A 23887-nucleotide genomic window follows, 5' to 3' on the forward strand; every position below is an offset into this window, starting at 1 on the left:
CCACGTGAGCACCGGGGTCGAGACGCGCGAATTCCAGGCGGAGGCGCGCCAGCTCCTGCAGTTGATGGTCCACTCGATCTACTCGAACAAGGACATCTTCCTGCGTGAGTTGATCTCGAACGCCTCCGACGCGCTGGACAAGCTGCGGTTGCAGGCGTTGATCGACAAGGATCTGCAGGTCGACACCTCGGACCTGCACATCGACATCGAAACCGACCGTGAGCAGCGCACCCTGACGGTGCGCGACAACGGCATCGGCATGTCCCGCGACGAGGTGGTCAGCCTGATCGGCACGATCGCCAAGTCCGGCACCGCCGAGCTGCTGCGCAAACTCAAGGAGTCCAAGGACAGCGCGTCGCAGGAGCTGATCGGGCAGTTCGGGGTCGGTTTCTACGCCACCTTCATGGTCGCCGACCGGGTCACCCTGACCACCCGCCGGGCCGGCGAGTCCACCGCGACCCGCTGGGAGTCCTCCGGCGAAGGCACGTACACCGTCGAGGAGCTCGACGACGCCCCCCAGGGCACCACGGTGACCCTGCACCTCAAGCCGGAGGACACCGAGGACCAGCTTTTCGACTACACCGACGAATGGAAGATCCGGGAAATCGTCAAGCGGTACTCGGACTTCATCGCCTGGCCGATCCGGACGACCACCGAACGACCCGGCGAGACCGAGGGGGAGACCACCAACGAGGTGGTCACCCTCAACTCGATGAAGGCGCTGTGGGCCCGGCCGCGCTCCGAGGTGACCGACGACGAGTACAAGGAGTTCTACAAGCACGTCAGCCACGACTGGAACGACCCGCTCGACATCATCCACTGGAAGGCCGAAGGCACCTTCGAATACGAAGCGTTGCTGTTCGTGCCGGCGCAGGCGCCGTTCGACCTGTTCATGCGGGACGCGAAACGCGGCGTGCAGCTGTACGTCAAGCGGGTGTTCATCATGGACGACTGTGAGGCGCTGGTCCCCGAGTACCTGCGCTTCATTAAGGGCGTCGTCGACGCGCAGGACCTGTCGCTGAACATCAGCCGGGAGATCCTGCAGCAGGACCGGCAGATCCAGCTGATCCGCCGCCGGCTGGTCAAGAAGGTGCTCTCCGCGCTCAAGGAGCTGATGGAGCGCGACGCCGACCGCTACCGCACCTTCTGGACCCAGCTCGGCCGGGCCGTCAAGGAGGGCCTGCTCAACGACTTCGACAACCAGCGGGCGATCTTGGACATCTCGTCGTTCGCCTCGACCCACGACGCGGAGCAGCTGACCACCCTGGCCGGGTACATCGAGCGGATGCCCGACGGCCAGGAGGACATCTACTACATGACCGGCGAGTCCCGGACCATGATCGAGAACTCGCCGCACATGGAGGCGTTCAAAGCCAAGGGGTACGAGGTCCTGCTGCTCACCGACCCGATCGACGAGATGTGGGTCGAATCGGTCGCCGACTACGACGGCCGCAAGCTGCGCTCCATCGCCAAGGGCCAGGTCGACCTGGACGGCGACGCCGAGGCCGCCGAGGCCGACCCGCAGCGGCAGGAGCAGAAGCAGACGTACGCGTCGTTGCTGACCTGGCTCGGCAAGACCCTCGATGAGCAGGTCAAGGAGGTCCGGTTGTCCAGCCGGTTGACCACCTCGCCGGCCTGCCTGGTCGGCGACGCCGGCGACATGACCCCGGCGTTGGAGCGGATGTACCGGGCGATGGGCCAGGACGGGCCGAAGATCAAGCGGATCCTGGAGCTGAACCCGACCCACCCGCTGGTCGCCGGCCTGCGCGAGGCACACGACGCGCGCGGCGACGATCCGGCGCTGGTCGAGACCGCCGAGCTACTGTACGGCACCGCGCTGCTGGCCGAGGGCGGCGAGCTGGACGACCCGGCCAGGTTCGCCAAGCTGCTCGCCGACCGGCTGGCCCGGACCGTCTGAGCCGCACCGCCGCAGGTCCCCGGCGGGTGTCCACCCGCCGGGGGCTCGGCCGGTGCCGGCCTGTCCGGATCAGCTCGGCCGGTGCCAGCCTGTCCGGATCAGCTCGGCCGGTCCCGGCCCGCCCGGATCGGCTCAGGCGGCGACCGTCTGGTCGGCGGCGACCGCCTGGTCGACGGCGGCTGCGACGTGCAGGCGGGTGGTCGGGAACAGCAGCAGCGGGGTGTCCTCCTGGCGGACCAGCAGCTCGATCTCGGTGCAGCCGAGGATCACGCCCTGCGCGCCGGCCGCGATCAGCCGCTCGATCACCTTCAGGTACCTGGCCCGGGACGATTCGTTCACCACGCCGAGGCACAGTTCGTCGTAGATGACCGAGTGGACCATCTTGCGGTCCTCGGCCTCCGGCACCAGGACGGTCAGTCCATGGCTGGCCAGCCGGTCCCGCAGGAAGTCCTGCTCCATGGTGAACGCGGTGCCGAGCAGACCGACGGTGTGCAGCCCGTGCGCGCGGACCGCCTCGGCGGTCACGTCGGCGATGTGCAGCAGCGGGATGTCGACCGCGGCGGCGACCCGGTCGGCGACCTTGTGCATGGTGTTGGTGCACAGCAGCAGCAGGTCGGCGCCGGCCGCCTCGACCCGTCGGGCCGCGTCGGCGAGCAGGTCGGCGGCCTCGTCCCACTCGCCGGCCGCCTGCCGGCGCTCGATGTCGGCGAAGTCGACCGAGTAGAGCACGCACCGCGCCGAGTGGTGCCCACCCAGGCGGTCGCGGACCAGCTCGTTGGCGAGCCGGTAGTAGTGGGCGCTGCTTTCCCAGCTCATGCCGCCGAGCATGCCGATCGTCATCATGACGCCATCGTGCCACCCAGCGTCCGGGCACCGGGCGGATATTCGCCGGCGGACATCGACCCGGTCGAACGCTGTCGCGGATGTCGATGTGTCGACTATTGTGGACTCATCCGTTCGTGCGGATCCCACCGAGGAGCTGGTGGTCGTGCGCGTACCGTCCCGGACTCAGCGGCCGAAAGCCGTCGTCACCGCCGCCGCGACGCTGGCCGCCGCGCTCACCGTCGCCGCCCCACCGCCCCCGGCGACCGCGACAGCGACCGCAGCGGTGGCGACCGCGACCGCGACCGTCGGCGCGTCGGACGTCTCCGCCGGTCAGTGGCTCGTCGCCGACCTGGGCACCCCCACCCCGAAGGTCGACCGGGCCGAGGTGGTCGGCGCGGTCACCGTCGACGACCACCCCGGCGGGGCGCAGCAGCCGTACGTGTTCACCGTCGTCGACGGTGCGCTGTACCTGACGCTGGTCACCGGCGGCCGCAGCTGGGTGCCGCTCGGGGTGCCGCCGAGCGGCAGCCCGATCGCCGGCGGCATCGGCGCGATCACCGTACGGGACAGCCCGGCGTCACCGGCCCGACCGCACGTCTTCCTCCGTACCGCCGACGGCCAGCTGTGGAGTCGCTGGTGGGACGGGGGCAGCTGGAACTGGTCGGGCCTCGGCGCACCACCGGGGGCGGCCGTCACCAACGGGGTCGGCGTCGTCGCCGTCGCGGACGCCCCGGGCGCGGCACAGCGGCCGTACGTGTTCGTCCTCGGCACCGGCGGGCAGCTCTGGCTGAACTGGTGGACCGGTGCCCGGTGGCGGTGGGAGGGTCTCGGCACCCCCGACGTGGTCCACCCGCAGTACACCACCGGGGTCGGCGTCGGCCTGATCCAGCTTGCCCCGGAGAACCCACAGTGGCCGCAGGCGTTCGTCGTCACCGGCGAGGGCGAGGTGTGGCGAAACGGCTGGGACGGCAGCGGCTGGCGGTGGACCGACCACGGGGTGGGGCCGGCCGGCCCGCAGCCCACCGTCGGGCTCGACGTGACCACCGCCGCCGCGCCCGCCGGCGCGACGGTCGCACCGATCGCCTTCACCGGCGTCGTCTACGGCCTCTACTCGCTGTCGTATCCGACGGTCGGCCCCCGGTGGACCTGGTCCGACCAGGACCTGCCCTACTACGACGTGCAGCTGCCGGTGTCAGCCGGAGCGGTCAGCGTCACCGACAGCCCGACCAGCGCTTCCCGGCCGTACCTGTTCATCTGCGACGCCATCACGGCCGGCCCGGTCCGGGCGAACTGGTGGGACGGCACCGGATGGCAGTGGACCGAACTGCCGGGGACCAAAGCGGCGCCGGGTTGGCCGCGCTGCGGCGCGGCGACGACGGTCCGGGATACGGCGTCCGGCCCACAGCGGCCCTTCGTCTACTACTGGTCACCGGGCGCCGACGACGACCAGGTCGGCCACCTGATGGTCAGCTGGTGGGTGCCGCCCGCCGCGCCCGCCGACGTCGTCGGCAAGTGGCATGTCACGGCGGTCGGCAACCCGGTGCCCGAGGCGCGCTCCGCCCAGCTGGTCGGCGCGCTCGCCGTCGACGACCAGCCCGGCGGGCAGCAGCGACCGGCGGTGTTCAACCTGATCGACGGACAGCTGTACGGCGCCGAACTCGTCGCCGGCCGGTGGCGGTGGAGCTGGCACGGCGTACCGCAGGACGCCGCCGAGGTGACGGCCGCCGGCGCGGTCACCGTCCGCGACGGCGCCGACTCGGCGGCCCGGCCGTACGTGTTCGTCGTCGCCGACGGTCGGCTCTGGTGCCGCTGGTGGGACGGGGCCAACTGGACGTGGAGCGACCTCGGCGCCCCGCCCGGTGCCGAGATCGCCGTCGCGCTCGGTGTGGTGGCCGTCCGCGACGGCCCCGGTGCGCCGCAGCGGCCGTACGTGTTCGTCGACGCCGTCGACGGTGCCGGTGCCCACCGGGCCTGGTCGGCCTGGTGGACCGGGCTGCGGTGGCAGTGGTCCGATCACGGCAACCCGCTGGCCGACCCGACGTACCGACTGGCACCGGTCGGGGCGGCGGTCATGCGGTACGCGCCGGACGCACCCGAGTTCCCGCAGCTGTTCGTGATCGAGCCCCACCGCCGGGTGTGGCAGCTCGGCTGGGACGGCTCCCGCTGGTCGTGGAGCGACCGGGGGAGCCCGGGCAGCATCCTGACCGGTCTCGGGGTGACCACCACCACCGACGCCGGGACCGGGCTGGTCCGACCCTGGGTCTTCGTCGGCCAGTGGGCGCACGGGGTCTACGCGTTGTCGTACGCCGGTGGTGGTCAGTGGGCGTGGGCCGACCACCAGGGTCCGCAGCCGTCGGCTCTCGCGCCCGCGCCGGCCGGGGTGCTCACCGTCGCGGACCGGCCCGGCGCCGACCAGCGGCCGTACGTGTTCATCTGCGACCACATGAAGATCGGCGGGCCGATCTCGGTGAACTGGTACGTCGCCGACGGCCGGTGGACCTGGTCGAACCAGGACGGCACCCGGGCGGTGCCCGGTCAGCCGGGCTGCGGGTCGGCGGTCGCCATCACCGACGCCGGCATCGGCCCGCAGCGGCCGTACGTCTTCTACTGGACGCCACGGGCCACCGACAGCGTGGCCCCGGACCAGTTGACCGTCAACTGGTGGGGCTGACCGGCAGCACCGGTACGGCACAATCAGTCGCATGCGGATCCGACGGGTCACCACGGTGGCGGAGGTACTGGCCGCTGGCGCGCTGTTCGACGACGCGCCGCAGCCGGCGGCGACCGAGCGGTTCCTCGCCGACGAGCGGCACCACCTGCTGGTCGCCTACGTCGACGACGGGGTGCCGGCCGGGATGGTCACCGGGGTGGAGACGACCCACCCGGACAAGGGCACCGAGATGTTCCTGTACGAACTGGGCGTCGACGACGCGTACCAGGGTCGGGGGATCGGCACGGCGTTGGTCGAGGCCCTGGCGGAGCTGGCGCGCACGCGGGGCTGTTTCGGGATGTGGGTGATCACCGACGTCGACAACGTGCCGGCACGGGCGACGTACCGCCGGGCCGATGGTGTCGACGAGGACGGGCAGGTGGTCTACAGCTGGTCCTTCGATGCCGCACCGGAGGCAGACAACGATGTGTGACGATCGAATTCGCGGGTAGGTCCCTATGCGACAGCGACACCGGCCGGCGTCACCCGGTCCACCGGGGATGTCGGCCGGTGTCGGAGCCGAGCAGGAAGGGACCCAATGATGAAAATCTCTCGTCTCGCCGGTGGTGCGGTGGCCGGGGCACTGGTCGCGACCGCAGCAGCGGTCGCCGTGCCCTCGCCCGCGAGCGCCCAGGCCGAGCCCTGTGTGCAACGGGTCGCGGTGGTCAACAACGCCGGTTTCGTGATGTCGTTCCAGGTAGCCACCAGCACCGGTCTGCAGACGTCCGCCACCGACACGTACCCGATCAACCAGTGGCGGGTGATCGACCTGACCACCACGGCGCTGCCGGTCGGCGCCGACGTCCGCCCGGTGGTGGACGCGGTCGCCGGTGCCACCCGTACGCCGAGTGGCTTCGTGTCGTACTGCGTGAACGGGCAGACCGCCACGTACACGGTCACCGGCACCACGTTCGACTACCGGGTCACCCTGATCGGCTGATCCGTCGGCTGGCCCGGCCGGTCAACCGCCGCGTCGGGCCGGCCGGTCAACCGCCGCCCTGGGCCGGCCGGGCCAGCCGGTGCAGTTTCAACGCCAGATGCAGGCAGAGCCGCTCGTTGCCGTCCTTGAGGTCGGTGTCGGCCAGCTGCTCCACCCGCTGCAGCCGGTAGTAGAGCGTGGTCCGGTGCAGGCGCAGCGCCTCGGCGGCGGCGTGCGCGTTGCCGGCCAGGTCCAGGTAGACCTCCAGGGTCTCCAGCAGCACCCGGTGGGTGTCGTCGCGCAGCATCCGCGCCAGCCCGGGATGCACCCCGGCGACGTCCAGCTGATCCTCGTCCAGCTGCGACAACAGCCGGTAGATGCCCAGGTTGGCCCAGGCGACCACCGGGCCGAGTGCCGGTAGCCGGACCCCGACCCGGGCAGCCTGCAGCGCCTCCGCGTAGGAGTGCACGGTGTCGGCGAGGCGGGGCCGTGGCTGGCCGAGTCCGACGACGACCCGCTGCACCGGGGCGAGCCGGTCGGTGACGGTCGCCAGGGCGCTGCTCAGCTGGGTGGCGGTCGCCGGCGGTGAGCCCCGCCCGGTCGACCGCGCGTCGCGTAGCAGCAGCACCCCGTGGTCGTGCCGGACCAGGTGCAGGGCCTCCCGGGTGCCGACCCAGCGTCGGGTGGCGACCAGGGCCTGTTCCAGGGCGATCCGGGTGGTCTCGTCGAGTGCCTGACCGGGGGCCGACACCGGTTGGGCGACCAGCGCGGTGCTGCGGCCGTCGCTGGTGACGACGCCGTCGGACAGCAGCGAGCGGACCACCTCGTCGCGGATGTCGGGCGAGTCGGACAGCAGGGTACGGGCGGCTTCGGCCTCCCGCTGCGAGGCCAGCTCGCCGATCAGGTTCGTACGGTAGAGCGCGAACGCCAGGTCGGCGGCGGCCTCCACGGCGGCGGCGATGTCGGTGTCGGACATGGTGCCGTCGGCGTCGATGAACCAGACGAAGCCGAGCAGCAGGTCCCGGTGCCGAACCGGCACACAGACCCGGGGCAGCAGCTCCAGCTCGGGGCAGGCCGGGGTGCGGACCGGTGCACGGGCCGTCATGATGCCGATGTCGCGGAACCAGGCGACGACCTCGGCGGCGGTGTGCCGGCGCAGGATCGAGTCGCGGCGTACGTCGTCCATCGGGCCGCTGTGTTCGCTGTAGACCACGACCCGCTGGCGGCGGTCCTCGATCAACGCCGGTCGGCCGACCCGGGCAGCGACGGTGTCCACGATGCGCTGCAGATCCGCCTGCAATCCGTACTCCCCGTCGTCGTGTCTGCCTGCGGCGGTGCCCCGACCGCCGTCGAGTAACCACCTTCGGCCGCGCCGGGCCACGACGCAAGACTCCGTCGGCAGGCTTCCGGCAGGTGTCGGAAGAGATCGACTCATCTCGGCGACAGCTGCACGGTGACCGGCCGGTCACCCGGCTCCTAGATTCGAGCTCGGCCAGCTCCCGCTGCGAGAGGTGACTGCGATGCGCACACTGTCCACCAGCCGCCCGGTGCGCCGCGCGGTGCTCGGCGCGGCTGTCGCCACCGCACTGATCGTGCCGACCGGCGGGTTCTCCGCAGCCGCCGCGCCGGGCAACCCGGCCGGCGGCGGCGGACCGTTCGAGATCCTCGACCCGCAGTACTGGCAGAACCCGGACACGATGACCTGGGACGACTGGGTGGCGGTGCCGGGTCGGGACTGGTCGGATCCGACGGTGACCGGATCGGAGCGCAACTTCGACATCGCTCTGGTCACCCTGGACTATCCGGATCAGCCGTTCGTGGTGACCCAGCGTCCCCGGTCGACGGTCTTCGGCAACCCGCAGGCGACGGCGTCGAACATCCCGCGTGAGCAGGTCGCCCAGTTCTACACCGACTTCCTGAACACGCCGAACGATCTGAACAAGGGTCACACGCTGCACGAATATTGGATGCAGGATTCCAACGGCCGCTACGGGGTGGACCTGACCGGATTCGGCCCGTACCAGCTGCCGGCGAAGTCCTACCAGTACGGCATCGACAACGGGTTCAACCCGGGTGCCTGCCCGGCCGGCGAGCAGTGCGCCCGCAACATCCGTACCGACGGGTTGGGTGCCTGGCGGGCGGCGGTCGGCGACGAGGTGGCCGACTCGTACGAGCTGGTCTTCATCCTCTCCGCCGGCCAGGACGAGTCGTCGACCTGGCAGGAGTTCGGCCAGATGACGTTCCAGACCAAGGAGGACGTGCCGGACGCCTGGGGGCCGCCGGACCCGAACCTGCCGAACTGGGCCCGCACCCGCTACGTGGAGTGGACCTCGTGGAAGGCGGCGTCGACGATCTGGCCGAACGCCGGTGGCGGTTCGTCCACTCAGGCGGAGAGCTCCGGGATGGGCGTGTACGCGCACGAGCTGAGCCACCTGCTCACCATCGGCGACAACTACAACAATCCGTACGGCACGCCGCTGCGCCGTACGTACACCGGTATCTGGGGGATGATGTCGCGCGGGTCGTTCAACGGACCGGGTGGCCCGCACACCCGCTGGCAGATCCCGCCGACCAACGGCGGCGCGATGGGTTCGCTGCACATGGTCCGAGACAAGATCAAGATCGGGCTGGTCGGCGAGGAACACATCCTGCGACTGTCCAGGGAGGCCCTCGCCTCGTCCGGGATCGTCGTCGCCGACGTCACCGCCCGCGCGGTCGACGCCGGCCGCAACGGCCTGACCGGCATCATCGTCGCCATGGACCGGGACCGCTCACCGGCCTGCAGCACCAGCGCCGACCCGTTGTGCGACGGCGGCAACTTCAACAACTACACCGTCGAGGTCGTCGACCGGATGGGCGCGGACTCGTTCACCCCGGACGCCGGGGTGCTGCTGAGCAAGACCAAGAACGCCGACAGCGCGCCGTTCGTCTGGGTCGTCGACGCCAACCCGCAGGACATCGACATGGTCGACTTCTACCGGCCCGACGGCACGCCACAGAAGATCACCATGGGCGACTACCGGCAGCTGTCCGACGCGCTGTTCCACGCCGGCACCGGCTCCGGCAGCGAGTTCGAGTACGTCGACGAGGCCAACCGGCTGCACTTCTACATCCTGGACCTGCGGCGGGACCGCACCGGAGTGCTGTCGTACACGGTGGCGGTGCGCTCCCTCGACGGTGCCGGCGGCCCGAGCGCCCACGGTGTCGCGTTGACCCGGGGCACCGTGACCACCCCGAACAGCAAGCCCACCAACCGGGGGGTGACCTGCTCGTTCACCCTTACCAACACGGGCAGCTTCTCGGCCGGCGGTCAGCAGCACCCGGAGGACGTCTCGGCGTACCTCGACGCGGACGTGTACCGGTTGTCGACCCGGGCGGCCGGCGTCGGCTGGCGCTCGGACCTGCCCAACGCGCTGGCCACCGCCGAGTTCGGCCAGTCGACCACGGTGAAGGTGTCGGTCGCCGCCGCCGCGGACGCGGTCTCCACCGGCTACATCAAGCTGACCGCCACCTCGGTCAGCGACCCGACGAAGACCCGGACCGAGACGTGCCGGGTCGACAAGTCGTGACCAGGCTGTCCTGGCATCCGAAGGCGGCCCTCGCCGCGCTGCTGGTCGGCGCGGCGGGGGCTGCCTCGGCGCTACTGGCCGGCTGCACCGGGTCGGCCGGGCCCCGGTCGGCTGAGTCCCGGTCGGCGGTCACCGTGCGGGTGCTGGTCCGCGACATCAACATCCGACCGGTCGGGGTGGACTGCGCCGGCACCGGGGCGTACACGTTCTTCCACAACCGGGCGCCGTACCGGATCGTCGACCCGGCCGGCGAGGTGCTGGCCGCCGGCGAACTGCCGCCGGGGACATCGGTGCCGACCTTCGAAGAGGACCTCGAGGTGGAGCGGGTGCCGACGTACTGCGAGTTCGCCGTACCGGTCGAGGTGGCGGCGCGCGGCGGCTACCGGCTGGTCGTCGACGACCGTACGCCGATCGTGCTGACCCGCGACGACAGCGAGGGCCCGGCGCTGGTCGCCGTGGTGCCGTCGTGACCGCCAGGCCGCGCCGGCACGCGGTCCGCCTGCTGCCCGCCGGTGTCCGCCTGCTGCTCGCCGGCACGCTGATGCTGACGGCGGCGCTGGCCGGCTGCACCGCCGGACCCAGCGCCGCTGGTGACGTTGATGGCGACGGCGATGGCCCGGCGATACACCCGGTGGCGTCGCCGGTGCCCGGGGGAGTGCTGACGCTGCCCGGCCCGGCGCCGACCGACCTGGGCCTACGTCCGGCCCCGACCGACTCCCCGCCGGCTCCGGCGGTCAGCGGTACGTTGACCGACCGCACCCCGCTGGAGCTGGCCGACCTGTGGGCCGAGCGGGCGGTGGTGCTGACCTTCTTCACTTCCTGGTGCACGCTCTGCGCCGACCAGCAGAGGGCGCTGAGTGACCTGGCCAGGGCGAACGCCGACCGGGTGGTGTTCGTGGGAGTGGTCGGTGCCGAGGACGACCCGGCGCAGGTGCGCGACTACCTGCACCGCCACCGGGTGGAGCACCCGGTGCTGGTCGACGACGACCAGACGATCTGGCGGGCGTACGCGGTGCGGGAGCCGCCGGCGGTGGTGCTGATCGCCAAGGGCGGGGTGCTGCTGCGCGGCTTCCCCGGCGGAGTGGACACCCCCACCCTCACCGACCTGCTCGCCACCCTCTGACGCCACCCTCTGACCCGCCCCGCCCGCCCGTCCCCGCCCGCCCGTCCCCGCCCCCGACGATCTTGCGGTTGTCGCGAGGATTTGTCCACTTTGTTCCGCGATAAGTGCAAGATCGTCGGGAGCGGTGGGTCAGATCGTCGGGGGCAGGGGGGTCAGAGGCCGGCGGCGTGGGCGGCGGCGGTCCCGCCGACCACCGGCAGCACGATCCGGCTGGTCTTGAGCGCCACGTCGATGGTGGCCCGGGTCTGTACCGCCTGCGACGAATACTGCGGGTAGGAGCCGACCAGGATCACCCCGATCCGGTGACCGGGGGCGAACACGTAGTCCTCGGGCAGCAGCGGGAAACTGAAGTTGTACGCCGTACCCGGGGTCAGTGGCGCGTCGACCCGGATCGACTGTCGGTTGCTGGCGTCCATGATGCCCTTGGTGACCAGCTCGGTGTCGGCGGTGGCGACCCGCTTGGCGGTCTGTCGGAAGCAGCCGTCGTCGGTGGCGCTCGCCTCGCCCCAGCAGTCCTTCGTGGTCAGGGTGACGATGCCTTCGCCGGAGGCCCGGTGCGCCACCCGTTCGGCGGTGCCGTAGTCGACCAGGATCGCCCCGAGGTGGGTGTCGGTCTGGTCGGCGGCGGCCCGGATTCGGATCTGCGGGGTGCCGGAGACGTGCAGCGGCGCGGTCAGCGGCTCGGAGAGGTAGACCAACCGGTGGGGCTGGAGCGCCTCCGGGTTGCCGATCATCGTGCTCTGGCTCTGCGTCGGGTTGTCCTGGAAACTCTCGGTGGTCGGCTTGGCAACCGGGACCAGGCCGAGGCCGCCTGCACCGGCCGCGCCGGGCTGCAGGAAGATCTCCGTTTCGGCGGTGCCGGGCACCGGCCAGTCGGCGTACGTCTGCCACACGTCGGCGGCCCGCTCCACGTCGACCATCGGCTCGTCCATGATCCCGTTGGGCACCTGGTGCAGCCAGAAGTCGAACCAGCGGTGCAGGGTGTCCACCCATTCGGCGCGCCGGAAGTCGAACGGGTCGACGTGCCCGGTCTGGGTGATCCACAGCTTGCGGGTCACGTCGTGCTCGGCGAGGGCGTACCAGAACTTGCTCATGTGGTCGGCGCGCACGTTGTCGTCGTTGATCCCGTGCACCAGGAACACACTCGCGGTGATCTTGTCGACCTTCTTGACGTAGCTGCGTTCGTTCCAGAAGGCCGTGTAGTCGCCGTGCTCGTCGCCGTCGGCGGCGGCCAGCGCGTCGCGCACCGGTTTGCAGTACGCCCGCCGGTCCGGGTTGGTCACCACGTTCGCCAGGTACGACGGGTAGTCGTTGCCCCGGGTCACCACCCCGTTGCTGCGCACGTAGTCGTAGTACTCCGACGGGCCGCCGATCGGCACGATCGTGGTCAGCCCCTTGACACCGGTCACCGCCGTCGCCATCGCCAGCGAGCCGTCGTACGACTTGCCGATCATGCCGGTGTGGCCGTTGTGCCAGTCGGCGGTGACCACCGCGCCGGCCGCGTCACGGGCCACCGCCCGACCGTTGAGCCAGTTGACCGCCTGCTTGGCGCTGAGGTTGTCCTGGTTGGCGTTGGTGGTCGGGCAGCCGGTGGAGGCACCGGTGCCGACCATGTCCAACAGGATGACCGCGTACCCGCGCGGCACGAAGTAGTTGTCGTAGAACAGCGGCCAGGTGTCGAGCAGCCCGTCGCCGTCGAGGTCCTGCTTGCACTGCGCGTCGTTGCCCCGGCACAGCGTCGTGTAGTACGGGCTGGCGTCCATGATGACCGGCACCCGCAGCCCGTCGGCGGTGGCTGCCGGGCGGATGACGTCGAAGGCGATGATGTCGCGCAGCCCGTCACCGTCGCTGTCGAAGGTCGAGTCGATGAACAGTTTCTCCCGGATCGCGTCCGCGTAGCCGAAGACCGGCTGCGTGACGCCGTCGGACACCACGATCGACGGGGCCGGTCGGGCGTACGCCGGTGACGACGCGCCGAATCCGGCCACCACGGCCAGTGGCAGGACCAGGGTGGCGGCCCCCCACGATCTGCCGATACGTCCCATCCACACTCCTTTATAGGCTGGAGTGTCAGGCTAGGCAGGCCGTGGCGGCCGGGACTATCGGCAACTGTCGGAAAACACCGCGCCGGTACGCAGCAGTTGCCGCCAGCGGGTGCGTCGACCCGGCGGCGGGTCAGCCGCCGAGGGTGGTCAGCTCGGAGACCACGACGTTGGCCAGCGCCCGGCCGTCGCGGCGGACCTGCCGCAGGTACCACTTCTGGATCGGCGCGTGGGTGGTCTTGGCGAACTGCCACGGCCCGCGCGGGCTGGTGAGCTGCCCGAGGTTGGCGATCGCCGCGTTGATCTGCGCCGGCGTCGGGTTGGTCCCGGCGGCGGCGATCGCCCGGTCCAGCACGGCCGCCGCGTCGTACGACGCCATCACGATCGAGGTGGGCACCCGGCCGGGGTAGGCCGCGTTCCACGCGGCGACGAACTCCCGGTTGGCCGCGTTGTCCAGGTCGGGCGAGTAGTTCAGCCCGTTGTAGATGCCCTCCGCCGCCTCGCCCTGCGCCTCCAGACTCGCCGGTTCGGTGACGAAGCCGGCCGCGTAGAGCGGCAGGTCGGCCACGTCCGACTCGGCGTACTGCTGCACGAAGGAGATGGCGCTCTGGGCGTCGAAGAAGCAGTAGATCGCGTCGGCGTCGGACTCGGCGATCTCCTCCAGGTACGGCTGGAAGTCGGTGGTGCCGGGGAACGGGGAGAACACCGCCTGCCCGCCGGGGTTGGCGATCCGGCCACCGAGTCCTTTGAAGGTGTCGACGAAGCCGCGTAGCTCGTCGCGGCCGCCCTGGAAGTCCGGCCCGATCGCGTACACCCGGCCGTTGCCGACCTCCTGCTTGACGAACGGTGCCATGGCGACGCCCGGTTCCTCGGAGAGCAGATTGGTGTGCCAGACGTAGGTCACGTCGTCGATCTCGGGGCGGCCCAGCCCGCCGACCAGCGGCACCTGGCGTTCGTTGATCAGCGGCAGGATGGCGGTGACGTTTCCGCCGTTGATGATGCCGGTGATCGCCGAGACGCCGTCCTGCTCCAGCAGCCGGGTGGCGGACTCGACGGCCACCTGAGGGTCGTAGCCTTCGTCGGCGACGACCATTTCGGCCGGGTGGCCGCCGAGTTGGCCGCCGTGCATGTCCAGGTAGAGCTGGAATCCGTCGCGCAGCTCGGAGCCGGGTGCCTCGAGCTGGCCGTCGATGTTGGCGAGCATTCCGATCTTGATCAGCTGCGGGGCGTCGTCCGCGCCGCCGAAGCAGCCGGCGGTGCCGGCGACGAGTACGCCGACCAGGCCGGCCGCGAGCAGCCGGTGACCGGCCCGGGTCAGGTGCGGCCGCTGCCACGAGGTTGGGCGTCGCATCTCGATCACAGGATCCGCAGCAGTTCGGCCCGCACGGCCGGGGTGAGCGCCTCGCCCATCCGGTTCGCCAGGTCGGTCATCTCGTACGAGACCTGCCCGACGTCGCAGGTGGGGGAGGCGAGGACCAGCAGTGAGGCCCCGTCGCTGAAGGCCATACAGAACATGAAACCGCCGTCCATCTGGGTCACGTTGGAGATCACCTCACCGGCCTCGAAGAAGCGGGCCGCCCCGACCAGCAGGGCGATCAGGCCGCTTCCGGTGGCGGCGAGCTGGTCGGCGCGGTCGCGGGGCAGTCCGTAGTTGTGCGCCAGGACCAGCCCGTCGGTGGAGATGGCGAGGGCGTGGCTGACTTCCGGGGTCTGGCTGACGAAGTGCTGCAGCAGCCAGCTCAGGTCGTTCGGGCTTGTCACGGTGTCGCTCCAGGTCGGATGAGGAATCAGCGTCAGGAGGTGGCGGCTGGCGCACGCCGTCCGGCGACGCCCTTCGCGTAGGCCGACATGGCCGCCGACACCGCGCCGGGGTCGAGCTTGCGGGCGGCGGCGGGCGCGGGTTGCGGCGCGTCGGGGATCAGGTGGTGCTGCGGTACGCGGCGCGGCAGCAGCCCGTCGGGTGCGGGTGTCGGGGCGGGCGGGGGTTCGCTGGCCTCGGCCCATCGCCGGCCGCCGTCGTCCGGCCAGGTGACGATGACTGCTTCACCGTCCAGAGCGGTGCGGAACCAGCCGTTCACTGTCCGCCGGTCGCCGGTCGCCGCCGGGTTGCCGGTCGCCGCTCCGTCGGAGTGCGTCGAGGTGGCGACGCCGATCGCGGCCGTCGGCGCGGGCACCGACGTGGCTGCCGGTGCCGGGGCGACCGCCGGCGCGGTCAGTGGCGCGGACGGCGGCATGGCCGGCGCGGACGGCGGCGCGGCCAGCGGCGTGGCTGCCGGTGCCGGGGCGACCGCCGGCGCGGTCAGTGGCGCGGGCACGGGGTTCGGCGTCGGCGTCGGTGTCGGCGCGGGGCGGAACAGCGGCGCCGGGGCGCTGGCGACGGCGCGGCCGGCACCGACCACGGCGCGGCCGGCTCCGATCGCGGGGTACGGCGGGACACCGTCGACGGCTCCCGGTGCGGTGGATCGGCCGCCGACCATCGACGGCCGGACCTGGGCCGCGACCGGCATCGGTTCGGGCTGTGCGACCGGCCGTCGGGTGACCACCGCCGCGGGCATGATCACCTCGGCCACGGTGCCGCCGGCCGGCCCGGGGTGCAGTTCGATCCGGATCCGGTGCCGGCTGGCCAACCGGGCGACCACGGCCAACCCCATCGCCCGTACGCCGGACACGTCGACCGATCCGGGGCTGGCGAGCTGTGCGTTGAGTTGCTCGCAGCGCTGGGCGGAGAGCCCGACCCCCCGGTCCACCACCTCGACGATGGCGCGGTCGGCCAGGGCGTGACCGCTGACCAGTACCTCGGTCTCCGGTGGCGAGTACCGGGTCGCGTTGTCCAGGAGTTCGGCGAGCAGGTGCGCGACCTCGTCGACCGCGGTGGCGACGACGGACAGTTCCCGGTCGACGGTGCCGATGCGGACCCGGGTGTAGTGCTCGATCTGCGACAGCGCGGCCTGGATGACGCTGTCGAGCGGCACCGCCTCCTGGCGTACCCGGGAGATGCCGGAACCGCCGAGCACCAGCAGGCTCTGGTTGATCCGGGCCATCCGGGTCGCGAGGTGGTCCAACCGGTACAGCTGCTCCAGCCGGTCCGGGTCGGTCTCGTCGCGCTCCACCTCGTCGACCTGGGCGAGCATCGCGTCGACCAGTCGCTGCTCACGACGGGACAGGTGGACGAAGATCTCTGCGACGTTGGCCCGCAGTACGGCCTGCACGCCGGCGACCCGGACCGCTTCGCGGTGCAGCGCACGGGTGGCGGTCGCCACTTCGGCGATCTCGTCGGTGCCGGTGATCGGGAACTCCGAGACCGACCGGTCGGCCACTTCGTCGGGTCGTACCGTGCCCGCCGGGGCCGCGTCGAGTTCGCGCACCACGGCCGGCAGCCGGTCGTACGCCACCGTGGTGACGATGTTGCGCAGGCTGCGTAGCCGCTTGGTGATCCGTCGGGCCACCACACCGGTGAGGACCGCGGTGAGGACCAGTACGAGCAGGATGCCGGTGCCCTGCAGGATCGCGGTGTAGAGGCGCTGTTGACGTTCGGTGGCGACGGCGTCGGCCACCGCGACGTCCATCTCGCGTTGGATGCCGTACAGCTGGCCGATCCACCCGTCGGTGGCTTCGATCCAGACGTCCCGGTCGAGGGCGAACCGTTCCCCGGGCAGCGTCCGACCCACCTGGTCCTGGAGTCGCTGGCCGGCGACGACCTGCGGGTCGGTGCCGATCTGTTCCCAGCGCACCACCCACTGCGGGTCGGCGAGGTCCAGGAACGAGGTGCTGGCCTCGACGAAGCGGGCCTGCGCGCCAGCGCTCTCCTGTTGGCCGGCGGCGGTGAGTTCACCGCCGACCAGGCTCCGCAGCACGATGATCTGCAACTGCCCGATCGCCTCGCCCGCCTCCGACACCGCCACCGCCGCGCGTACCTCGTCGGCGGTCTGTGCCGAGGTCTCGGCGACCACCGAGGTACGGAAGGCGAGCAGGTCGGCGATGAGGATCCGGTAGCTGAAGGCGATCGCGGACAGCGACACCCGTGGGCTGGACCGGACCTGTTCGCGGACGGTGGCCAGGGCGTTCAGCCCGGCGTCGACCCGCTGCAGCACCGCGCTGTCGGTGTCCACCTCACCGCGTTGCTGCTGGAAGGCGGCGATCGCCGCGTCGGTACGGACGACCTGTTCGGCGTAGCTGGCGCTGGCGGTCTCACTGCCGGTGGTCAGCTCGGCGGCGGCGACGACGCGTTCGGACTGCAGGGCTCGGGCCAGCGCACCGGCCTCGGTGGACAGCAGCGCCAACTCGGAGGCCCGGTCGGCGGTCAGGACCTGGCGTACCGTGCCCTGCAGCGCCAGCCCGGCGAACCCGATCACGGCGACCAGCGGTACGGCCACCAGGAAACGCAGCAGGCCGACGATGCTGCCGCCGCCGATCCGCCACCGATGGCGTGCACCCGAGTCGCTGGGCACCCTGCCTGCCGTCAAGGCCCGTGTCAACTGCGAACTCCGTCCCCTGAGTTGCCGCCGTCAGTCGCCGCAGATGTCGGTGAATGTAGCTAAACCGATCCGTGTGCGGGCGTTGACCCCGCGTCAGGGCGCATTCGTACCATGCGACGTGAGTCGGATTCCAGACTCTTGGTCGGCGTTCGGGCGGGATTGACGGGCCGGCCCGTCCGGATCGCGCAACGGTCGACCACAGGTCCACCGATCGACCGGTTGCCGGCACGTCCGGTCGTCCGCACGTGCACCCACGTCGGCGTAAAGCCGCAGGCCCGGTGGCGCGCCGTGGGCGCGTTCCCACGACGATCGACAGCGGCACCCACAGCGGCAGCGGGCGGGTCCTACGATGCCGCAGGTGCACAGGATGGACGAGCCGGTCGCCGGCGGTGCGTGGCAGGCGCTCGTCTGCGACGTCGCCGCACCGCGTCGGCCGGGCCTGCGGGTGCGGGTGGCCGGTGCCGGCCGGTTGCTGCTGGAGCAGGCCGGCAGCCCGGTGCTGTTCGCCGTCGTCGCGGCCGATCACGGCGGCGTCGACTACGTGCGTACCGGCCGGTTCGTCGCCCCGGTCCCGCCGGTGCGGGCGGCGCAGGCCAGGTCGGTCGGGCTGCGTACCGGCGACGGAGCCTGGCATGCCCGGTGGGCGCACCGGTTCGCCACCGCGTTGGACGCGGCCCCGCTCGGCCCGCTGCACGATGGACGGTGGGTGATCAGCCGGCCGGTGGCCGACCCGGCGGTCACCCCGCTGCCGGACGACCCGGGCGTCATCGACTGGTTCGCCGCCCGCGACCCCGGCCAGGTGCTGCCGCTGCGCCGGCTCGGGGCACCGGACGATCCCCGGGTCCGGGCGTACCGTAAGCAGGTCCGCGACGACACGCTCGCGCCGGTGCTGCTGTGGTGGATCAGCGGCCTGGACAGCTACGTCCTGCTCGACGGGCACGACCGGCTGGTCGCCGCGCACGCCGAGGGTGGCCAGCCGCCGGTGCTGGCCCTGTCGCTTTCGTCGGCCCGGCGGGTCGCCGTCGAGACGGAGGCCGCGCTGCGGGACTACGAGGCGACGACTGAGCGGATGCGGCGGCTGGTCGAGGCCGGCACGCCGGGGGCGGCCGACGCGGTGGTCGCGGTCACCCGGCGGTACGCCGCGCGGCTGGCGACGATCCGGTCCGGTCACGCCGCCACCCGGGCCTGGCCGCTGCCCGGCGGTTCGCGGCGCTGGTCGGAGTTGGCGCGCGGCTACGCCGTTGCGTCGTCGTAGCGTCGGCGGGCGCGTTCGACTTCGGGGTAGTTGGCGGCGGTCCAGCCGAACAGGGCGTCAACGAGGTCCTGCAGGGTCTTGCCCAGCGGGGCGACCCGGTACTCGACGGCGAGTGGGCGGGTGCCGGTGACGACCCGTTCGACCATCCCGTTGCGTTCGAGCCGGCGCAGCGTGGCGGTCAGCGACTTCTGGGTGACCGCCGGGATCGCCCGGCGGAGTTCGTTGAACCGCAGCGGTCGCTCGCAGAGTGTCTCGAGCACCCGCAGTGACCATTTGTCGAGCACCTGGTCGAGTAGTTCCCGTTGTTCGACGCTGAGCGGGGAGTCAGTGGGTGGGCGGGTGGTCTCCGGCATGACACCTAGTATCGTTGAAGTTCCCTTCTGATACCAGGTATAAATTCGATACCTATTCGGGTCGACGAAGGGAACCATCCGTGAGCGTGCAACTGTTCTCCCCGGAGGGGATGGCCCAGCCCGTCCCGTACCACCACGTGTCGGTCGCCACCGGCACCCGCCACGTGCACGTCGCCGGCCAGGTCGGCCGCGACGCCGACGGCAAGCCGGTCGGCGACGCCGACGACCTCGCCGACCAGGTCGCGCAGGCGCTGCGCAACACCGCGCGTGGTCTCGCCGGTGCCGGCGCGGGCTTCGCCGACGTCGTCCGACTCCGGTTCTACGTCACCCGCTGGACGCCGGAGCAGATGGACGAGTTCATGGCCGGCGTGGCCCGGGTGGCCGACGAGGTCGGCCTCCCGCAGCCGCTGCCGCCGTCGTCGCTGATCGGCGTCGAGGTGCTGTACGCACCGGACGTACGCGTCGAGATCGAAGCCGACGCCCTCCTCGACTGACCGGCCCCGGGTCGGGACCCGGGGCCGGGCTGCGTCGTCAGCGGGGCACCAGCCCGTTCTGGTACGCCCACACCACCGTCTGCAGCCGGTCCCGTACCCCGATCTTCGCCATCGCCCGCCCCAGGTGCGACTTGACGGTGCTGGTCTCGATGAACAGCTCGTCGGCGATCTCGTTGTTGGACAGGCCCTTGGCGAGCAGCCGGACGATCTCGGCCTCCCGCGGGGTGAGCTGCTGCGCGGCCGCCGACTCCGTCGGTGCCGCTGCCGCCCGCCGTCGGGCGAACTCGGCGATCACCCGGCGGGTCACCGTCTGATCGACCAGGCCGTAGCCGCTGGCCAGCCGGCGGATCGCGTCGACCAGCTCCTCCGGCTCGCAGTCCTTGAGGATGAAACCGCTGGCCCCGGATTCGAGCGCGCCGAAGACGTACTCGTCGAGGTCGAACGTGGTCACCACCAGGACGGCCGGTGCCCGCTCACCCGCCTCGGCCAGGATCTGCCGGGTCGCGGTGAGTCCGTCCCCGCCGGGCATCCGCACGTCCATGCAGATCACGTCGGGCCGTAGCTGCCGGGCGGTGGTGACCGCCGCCGACCCGCTGGACGCCTCCGCCACCACCTCGATGTCGGCGGCCTGCTCCAGCAGCACCCGGAAACCGGCCCGCACCACCGCCTGGTCGTCGACCAGCATCACCCGGATCGTCCCGGTGCCGCCGGCGGCCCCGCTGCCCATCTGTGTCCCGGTCACGACCGGTCGCCTCCCTTGTCTGTCAGTGTCGCGGTGACCGACCAGCCACCATCGGCGGTCGGGCCGGCCGCGAACCGGGCACCGATCAACTGCGCCCGTTCCCGCATGCCGACCAGCCCGACGCCGCTGCTGATCCGGGCCGCCGGCGCGGGTCGACGCGCCGGCGGGGCGTTGCGCACCGACACGGTCACCTCGCGCGGCAGGTAGCGCAGCTCCACCCGGACCGACGCGCCGGGGGCGTGCTGGCGGGCGTTGGACAACGATTCCTGCACCATCCGGTACAGCGCCACGTCGGCGATCGGCGGCACCGGGCGGGGCACCCCGTCGATGTCGAACTCGACCGGCGTACCCAGGTCCCGGGCGGTGCGGATCAGCTCGCCGAGCACCGCCAGTCCGGGCACCGGCACGTTCCCCCCGCCGGGCCCGGACGCCTCGGCGGCCCGGTCAGCCGGGGTGCCCCGCAGCACCCCGACGACCAGCCGCAGGTTGTCCAGCGTCTCCTTGCCCTGCGACCGGATCCAGGCCACCCCCTCCTTCGCCGCGGCCGGATCCCGGTCGATCAGCCGGTGCACCGCCGCCGCCTGCACCACCATCCCGGACAGGTGGTGCGCGGCGACATCGTGCAGCTCCCGGGCCATCTGGGTGCGTTCCGCACCGATCGCCGCCTGGACCTTCGCCTGCTGGGTCCGGACCACCTCGGCGGCCTGCTCCCGGACCAGCCGCAGATAGTGCCGGCGGGTGGCGACGTAACTGCCGACGAAGGTCCCACCGAGGTAGGACAGCGCGCTCGACCCGGCCGGCCCGAGCGCCACCAGCACGATGTCCCCGGTGGTCACGGCGGCGGTGCCGAACGCCGCCGACACCTCGACCGCCACCGCCGCGCCGACCAGCGCCACGGCCCGCCGGGCCGGCAGCAGGGCCCCGATGGTGTACGCGACGACGAGCGGCGCGAACCCGCGGATCGTCGCGTCCGGCGGGGAGAGGGCGATCATGACCACCTGCAGTCCGACGACGCCGACGAGGCAGACCAACGGGTGGACCCGCCGCAGGCAGAGCAGCAGCGCCTGCCCGACACCGAGCGCGACGAGCAGCCAGGCCTGCGCCGGGTCGAGCGCGATCTCGCCCGGCGGTGTCACGACCCAGAACACAGCCGCCATCAACGTGAACGTCAGCCCGGCGACGCCGACCGCGAGCAGGCAGTCCCGGGCGAACGGCCCGGTCACCCCGAGGCGGGCGAGCAGTACGTCCATCCGCTTGGTCAGCCGGGACGGGTCCGCCGGCCCGGTCGGCCCGCCGGTCGGTGCGGTGACCGGGTCGCTCCCGATGTGCTCGTTCACCGTGTCAGCATCCTCTACTCGTTGATCGAGACGGATCGGGCGGGTCGCGACGGTCAGTAGGAGATGTTGGGTGAGAGCAGCATGAACTCGACAGCGAACCACCCTGTACCGATCAGAGCCAGCAGGACCAGGGCGCTGCCGGCGATCCGCGACCAGCCGACCCGCCAACGGATGTCGTCGGCCAGCCGGACCGCTGCGGGGACCACCCCGATCAGGCCGATCAGCTGAGCCACCTGGACGTTGCGCAGCGACACGGTGGAGAGGTTCTCCATGCCCATGATGAGCACGATGCTCCCCACCCAGCCGCCGATCGCGAGCAGAGCGCTGACGACGGCGACCCGGCTCAGAATGCGCGCGGTGCGGCCGGCCCGATCACGTGGTGTCCGCCGCAGCAGCCGGCGACCGATCGCCCCGATCGGCCAGGCCAGGACGGTGAGCAGCAGGATGAGCGTCGAGGCGACGATCACCGGGATGGCCAGGTAGGTGCTGCGCGCGGTCTCGACGGGCACCAGGGCGAACGCGGAGTCGAAGCTGATCGCGTCGACCTTGCCGTCGACCGCCCGCATCGCGACCGTGTTCTGCCCGCCGACCTCACGCCAGACCCAGGGCTCGATCTCTTCGTAGACGGCAGCGGAATCGGACAGCGGGCGGGGCTCGAACAGCAGCCGATCGCCGTCCTGGACGCTCACCGTGGTCCGCCCGACCAGGCCGAACAGGGTCATGAAGTTGCTCTCGACGGCGCGGGAGCTTCCGTACGTGCCGGCGGCCATCGCGGCTCGTTCGGCAGAGCCGGCCGGCGAGTTGTTCACCGGCGTGTCGTTCCCTGCGGTATCGGGCACTGCCGGGAAGTAGCGGTCGGCGAAAGCCTTCGTCAGGTCCTGCCGAAGCTCGTGGACGGCCAGTCCCGAGGTCCCGGTGCTGTTGAGCGAGACGAACAGGCCGGCGCCTTCCTCCGGGTAGATCTGCAGGTGCGAGTGGAAGTACTGGGTATCGCCGCCGTGCCCGATGATCCGTCGGCCGTTGCGGCTCTCGTCGAAGAAGCCCAGCGTCATCCTCGGTGCACCGGCGAGGGTGCCGAGCGTGGACTCGTCGAGCGCCGGCTGGTGCATCAGCTCCCGCGTCGGTTCGTCGAGCATCGGGGTGTCGCCGACGGATTCGCCCAGGTGGGCGAGCATGAAGCGGGCCATGTCCGGGGCCGAGGCGCTCATCGACCCGGCGGGCGGCGTGCCGATGATCTCGAAATACCCGGCGGGTGACGACACGTTGTCGTACCCGTTCGACACCCGGTCGGCCAGGTCCGCCGGCAGCGGCTGGCGGAACGACGACGACGTCATGCCGAGGCGGTCGAAGATGTTCTCCTCGACGTAGTCGTCGAAGGACAGCCCGCTGACCTGTTCGACGATGTATCCGGCGAGCGAGTTGCCGTAGTTGGAGTAGGCCGGCATGGTGCCCGGCCGGTAGACCTGCTCCGGAGGGTCGGTGACGAGCGCCTTGCGCAGGTCGACCTGGGTGCCCTCCTTGCCGATCAGGCCGGCGATCCGCTCCTCGAAGCCGGCGGTGTGGGTCAACAGGTGCCGCATCGTGATCGGCTCGTCGAAGCTGCGTGGCAGGTCGAAGTCGAGGTACGCGTCGATGTCGGCGTCGAGGTCGACACTGCCGGACTCGACGAGCTGCATGGCGGCGGTCGCGGTGATCAACTTCGACACCGAACCGATCCGGAACAGATGCCGCTCGGGGTCGACCGGTGTGCGGGGCGAGTCGTCGGCACCGGTGTCGGCGTCGCCGTACCCCCGGGTCGTGACGATCTCGCCGTCGGCGACGACGGCGACCGTCGCCCCGGCGATCTTGTTGTCCCGCAGCGCCGCCGGCAGCCGCTCGTCGAGCCAGGCGTCGACGTCGCTGGCGTCCAGGACGGCTGCTCCGGTGGCCGCAGCAGGGGCGTCGACCGCCGGAGCCGGCTCCTGAGCGGCAGCCGGCCCGCCGGAGCCGGCGACGCCGGCCCCGACGGCGAGGGCGGTCACCAGGGCGGCACCGAGGCGGCGCAGCCGGTGTCCCGGCGTGGGCGGAGTATGCGCTGGTGCATCGTTCGCGTTCATGGGGATCAGCCTGCTGCAGCGCAGCGCCC

Annotated in this window: 19 protein-coding genes; 9 read left to right on the forward strand and 10 right to left on the reverse strand. The window is 71.6% G+C overall.

Annotation, left to right across the window (positions count from 1 at the left end):
- The first annotated feature begins 4 nt into the window (after positions 1-4).
- A complete protein-coding gene (gene htpG, locus O7608_RS10425) occupies positions 5-1918 on the forward strand; it encodes a molecular chaperone HtpG (RefSeq protein ID WP_289209749.1) in 1914 nt (637 codons plus the stop codon).
- A gap of 132 nt (positions 1919-2050) precedes the next feature.
- Here htpG and O7608_RS10430 read toward each other — a convergent pair whose 3' ends face one another.
- Positions 2051-2761, reverse strand: coding sequence for an aspartate/glutamate racemase family protein (locus O7608_RS10430; protein ID WP_289209750.1), 711 nt, complete (start codon positions 2759-2761; stop codon positions 2051-2053).
- Between the two features lie 145 nt (positions 2762-2906).
- Between O7608_RS10430 and O7608_RS10435 the strand changes: the two genes are divergently transcribed.
- From O7608_RS10435 to O7608_RS10445, 3 genes are all read left to right on the forward strand, one after another.
- Positions 2907-5414, forward strand: a complete 2508-nt coding sequence (locus O7608_RS10435; RefSeq protein ID WP_289209751.1) for a PLL family lectin — start codon at positions 2907-2909, stop codon at positions 5412-5414.
- 31 nt (positions 5415-5445) lie between these two features.
- On the forward strand, positions 5446-5886 hold the full coding sequence (locus O7608_RS10440) for a GNAT family N-acetyltransferase (protein WP_289209752.1): 441 nt from the start codon (positions 5446-5448) through the stop codon (positions 5884-5886).
- Positions 5887-5994: 108 nt separating this feature from the next.
- Complete coding sequence (locus tag O7608_RS10445) at positions 5995-6393, forward strand: hypothetical protein (RefSeq protein ID WP_289209753.1); 399 nt, start codon at positions 5995-5997, stop codon at positions 6391-6393.
- A 46-nt stretch (positions 6394-6439) separates the two neighbouring features.
- Here the strand turns inward: O7608_RS10445 and O7608_RS10450 are convergent, their stop codons facing one another.
- Positions 6440-7672 (reverse strand): PucR family transcriptional regulator, encoded by a 1233-nt coding sequence (locus O7608_RS10450; protein WP_289209754.1) that lies wholly within the window; start codon positions 7670-7672, stop codon positions 6440-6442.
- Positions 7673-7892: 220 nt separating this feature from the next.
- Between O7608_RS10450 and O7608_RS10455 the strand changes: the two genes are divergently transcribed.
- From O7608_RS10455 to O7608_RS10465, 3 genes are read left to right on the forward strand one after another with little or no spacing between them, the layout of a single operon-like run.
- Positions 7893-9941: a M6 family metalloprotease domain-containing protein gene (locus tag O7608_RS10455; protein WP_289209755.1), complete on the forward strand. Its 2049-nt coding sequence runs from the start codon at positions 7893-7895 to the stop codon at positions 9939-9941.
- The gene (locus O7608_RS10460) at positions 9938-10411 is read left to right on the forward strand and encodes a hypothetical protein (protein WP_289209756.1); all 474 of its coding nucleotides are present in this window, start codon (positions 9938-9940) and stop codon (positions 10409-10411) included. The genes O7608_RS10455 and O7608_RS10460 overlap by 4 nt, the downstream gene beginning before the upstream one ends.
- Positions 10408-11064 carry a TlpA family protein disulfide reductase gene (locus tag O7608_RS10465; protein WP_289209757.1) on the forward strand — a complete coding sequence of 219 codons (657 nt, stop codon included), beginning with the start codon at positions 10408-10410 and terminating at the stop codon, positions 11062-11064. Before O7608_RS10460 ends, O7608_RS10465 begins: the two co-directional genes overlap by 4 nt.
- 152 nt (positions 11065-11216) lie before the next feature.
- Here O7608_RS10465 and O7608_RS10470 read toward each other — a convergent pair whose 3' ends face one another.
- The 4 genes from O7608_RS10470 to O7608_RS10485 form a co-directional block, all read right to left on the reverse strand.
- Positions 11217-13109 carry a CocE/NonD family hydrolase gene (locus tag O7608_RS10470; protein ID WP_289209758.1) on the reverse strand — a complete coding sequence of 631 codons (1893 nt, stop codon included), beginning with the start codon at positions 13107-13109 and terminating at the stop codon, positions 11217-11219.
- Between the two features lie 130 nt (positions 13110-13239).
- Positions 13240-14457, reverse strand: a complete 1218-nt coding sequence (locus O7608_RS10475) for an ABC transporter substrate-binding protein (RefSeq protein WP_289209759.1) — start codon at positions 14455-14457, stop codon at positions 13240-13242.
- A gap of 5 nt (positions 14458-14462) precedes the next feature.
- Positions 14463-14867 carry a roadblock/LC7 domain-containing protein gene (locus O7608_RS10480; protein WP_282229226.1) on the reverse strand — a complete coding sequence of 135 codons (405 nt, stop codon included), beginning with the start codon at positions 14865-14867 and terminating at the stop codon, positions 14463-14465.
- A gap of 32 nt (positions 14868-14899) precedes the next feature.
- A complete protein-coding gene (locus O7608_RS10485) occupies positions 14900-17554 on the reverse strand; it encodes a sensor histidine kinase (protein ID WP_289209760.1) in 2655 nt (884 codons plus the stop codon).
- A gap of 385 nt (positions 17555-17939) precedes the next feature.
- Here O7608_RS10485 and O7608_RS10490 point away from each other — a divergent pair, with 385 nt between their 5' ends.
- Positions 17940-18836 (forward strand): hypothetical protein, encoded by an 897-nt coding sequence (locus O7608_RS10490; RefSeq protein ID WP_289209761.1) that lies wholly within the window; start codon positions 17940-17942, stop codon positions 18834-18836.
- Here O7608_RS10490 and O7608_RS10495 read toward each other — a convergent pair.
- Positions 18815-19189: a winged helix-turn-helix transcriptional regulator gene (locus tag O7608_RS10495; RefSeq protein ID WP_289209762.1), complete on the reverse strand. Its 375-nt coding sequence runs from the start codon at positions 19187-19189 to the stop codon at positions 18815-18817. The genes O7608_RS10490 and O7608_RS10495 overlap by 22 nt on opposite strands.
- An 80-nt stretch (positions 19190-19269) precedes the next feature.
- Here O7608_RS10495 and O7608_RS10500 point away from each other — a divergent pair, with 80 nt between their 5' ends.
- A complete protein-coding gene (locus O7608_RS10500) occupies positions 19270-19683 on the forward strand; it encodes a RidA family protein (protein ID WP_289209763.1) in 414 nt (137 codons plus the stop codon).
- A gap of 37 nt (positions 19684-19720) precedes the next feature.
- Here O7608_RS10500 and O7608_RS10505 read toward each other — a convergent pair whose 3' ends face one another.
- Genes O7608_RS10505 through O7608_RS10515 form a run of 3 tightly spaced genes read right to left on the reverse strand, consistent with a single transcriptional unit; the run spans position 19721 to position 23858 of the window.
- Positions 19721-20425, reverse strand: a complete 705-nt coding sequence (locus tag O7608_RS10505) for a response regulator (protein WP_353850519.1) — start codon at positions 20423-20425, stop codon at positions 19721-19723.
- The gene (locus tag O7608_RS10510; RefSeq protein WP_289209764.1) at positions 20422-21762 is read right to left on the reverse strand and encodes a sensor histidine kinase; all 1341 of its coding nucleotides are present in this window, start codon (positions 21760-21762) and stop codon (positions 20422-20424) included. The genes O7608_RS10505 and O7608_RS10510 overlap by 4 nt, the downstream gene beginning before the upstream one ends.
- 53 nt (positions 21763-21815) lie before the next feature.
- Complete coding sequence (locus O7608_RS10515) at positions 21816-23858, reverse strand: serine hydrolase domain-containing protein (RefSeq protein ID WP_289209765.1); 2043 nt, start codon at positions 23856-23858, stop codon at positions 21816-21818.
- Between the last annotated feature and the right edge of the window lie 29 nt (positions 23859-23887).

The sequence above is a fragment of the Solwaraspora sp. WMMA2056 genome (genome assembly GCF_030345095.1).
Classification (GTDB): domain Bacteria; phylum Actinomycetota; class Actinomycetes; order Mycobacteriales; family Micromonosporaceae; genus Micromonospora_E.

What these genes read in the sequence shown, in the direction of transcription:
- O7608_RS10430 (WP_289209750.1), bottom strand. Translation starts at nt 2,761, where the DNA reads ATGATGACGATCGGCATGCTCGGCGGCATGAGCTGGGAAAGCAGCGCC.
- O7608_RS10440 (WP_289209752.1), top strand. Translation starts at nt 5,446, where the DNA reads ATGCGGATCCGACGGGTCACCACGGTGGCGGAGGTACTGGCCGCTGGC.
- O7608_RS10445 (WP_289209753.1), top strand. Translation starts at nt 5,995, where the DNA reads ATGAAAATCTCTCGTCTCGCCGGTGGTGCGGTGGCCGGGGCACTGGTC.
- O7608_RS10455 (WP_289209755.1), top strand. Translation starts at nt 7,893, where the DNA reads ATGCGCACACTGTCCACCAGCCGCCCGGTGCGCCGCGCGGTGCTCGGC.
- O7608_RS10470 (WP_289209758.1), bottom strand. Translation starts at nt 13,109, where the DNA reads ATGGGACGTATCGGCAGATCGTGGGGGGCCGCCACCCTGGTCCTGCCA.
- O7608_RS10475 (WP_289209759.1), bottom strand. Translation starts at nt 14,457, where the DNA reads ATGCGACGCCCAACCTCGTGGCAGCGGCCGCACCTGACCCGGGCCGGT.
- O7608_RS10495 (WP_289209762.1), bottom strand. Translation starts at nt 19,189, where the DNA reads ATGCCGGAGACCACCCGCCCACCCACTGACTCCCCGCTCAGCGTCGAA.
- O7608_RS10515 (WP_289209765.1), bottom strand. Translation starts at nt 23,858, where the DNA reads ATGAACGCGAACGATGCACCAGCGCATACTCCGCCCACGCCGGGACAC.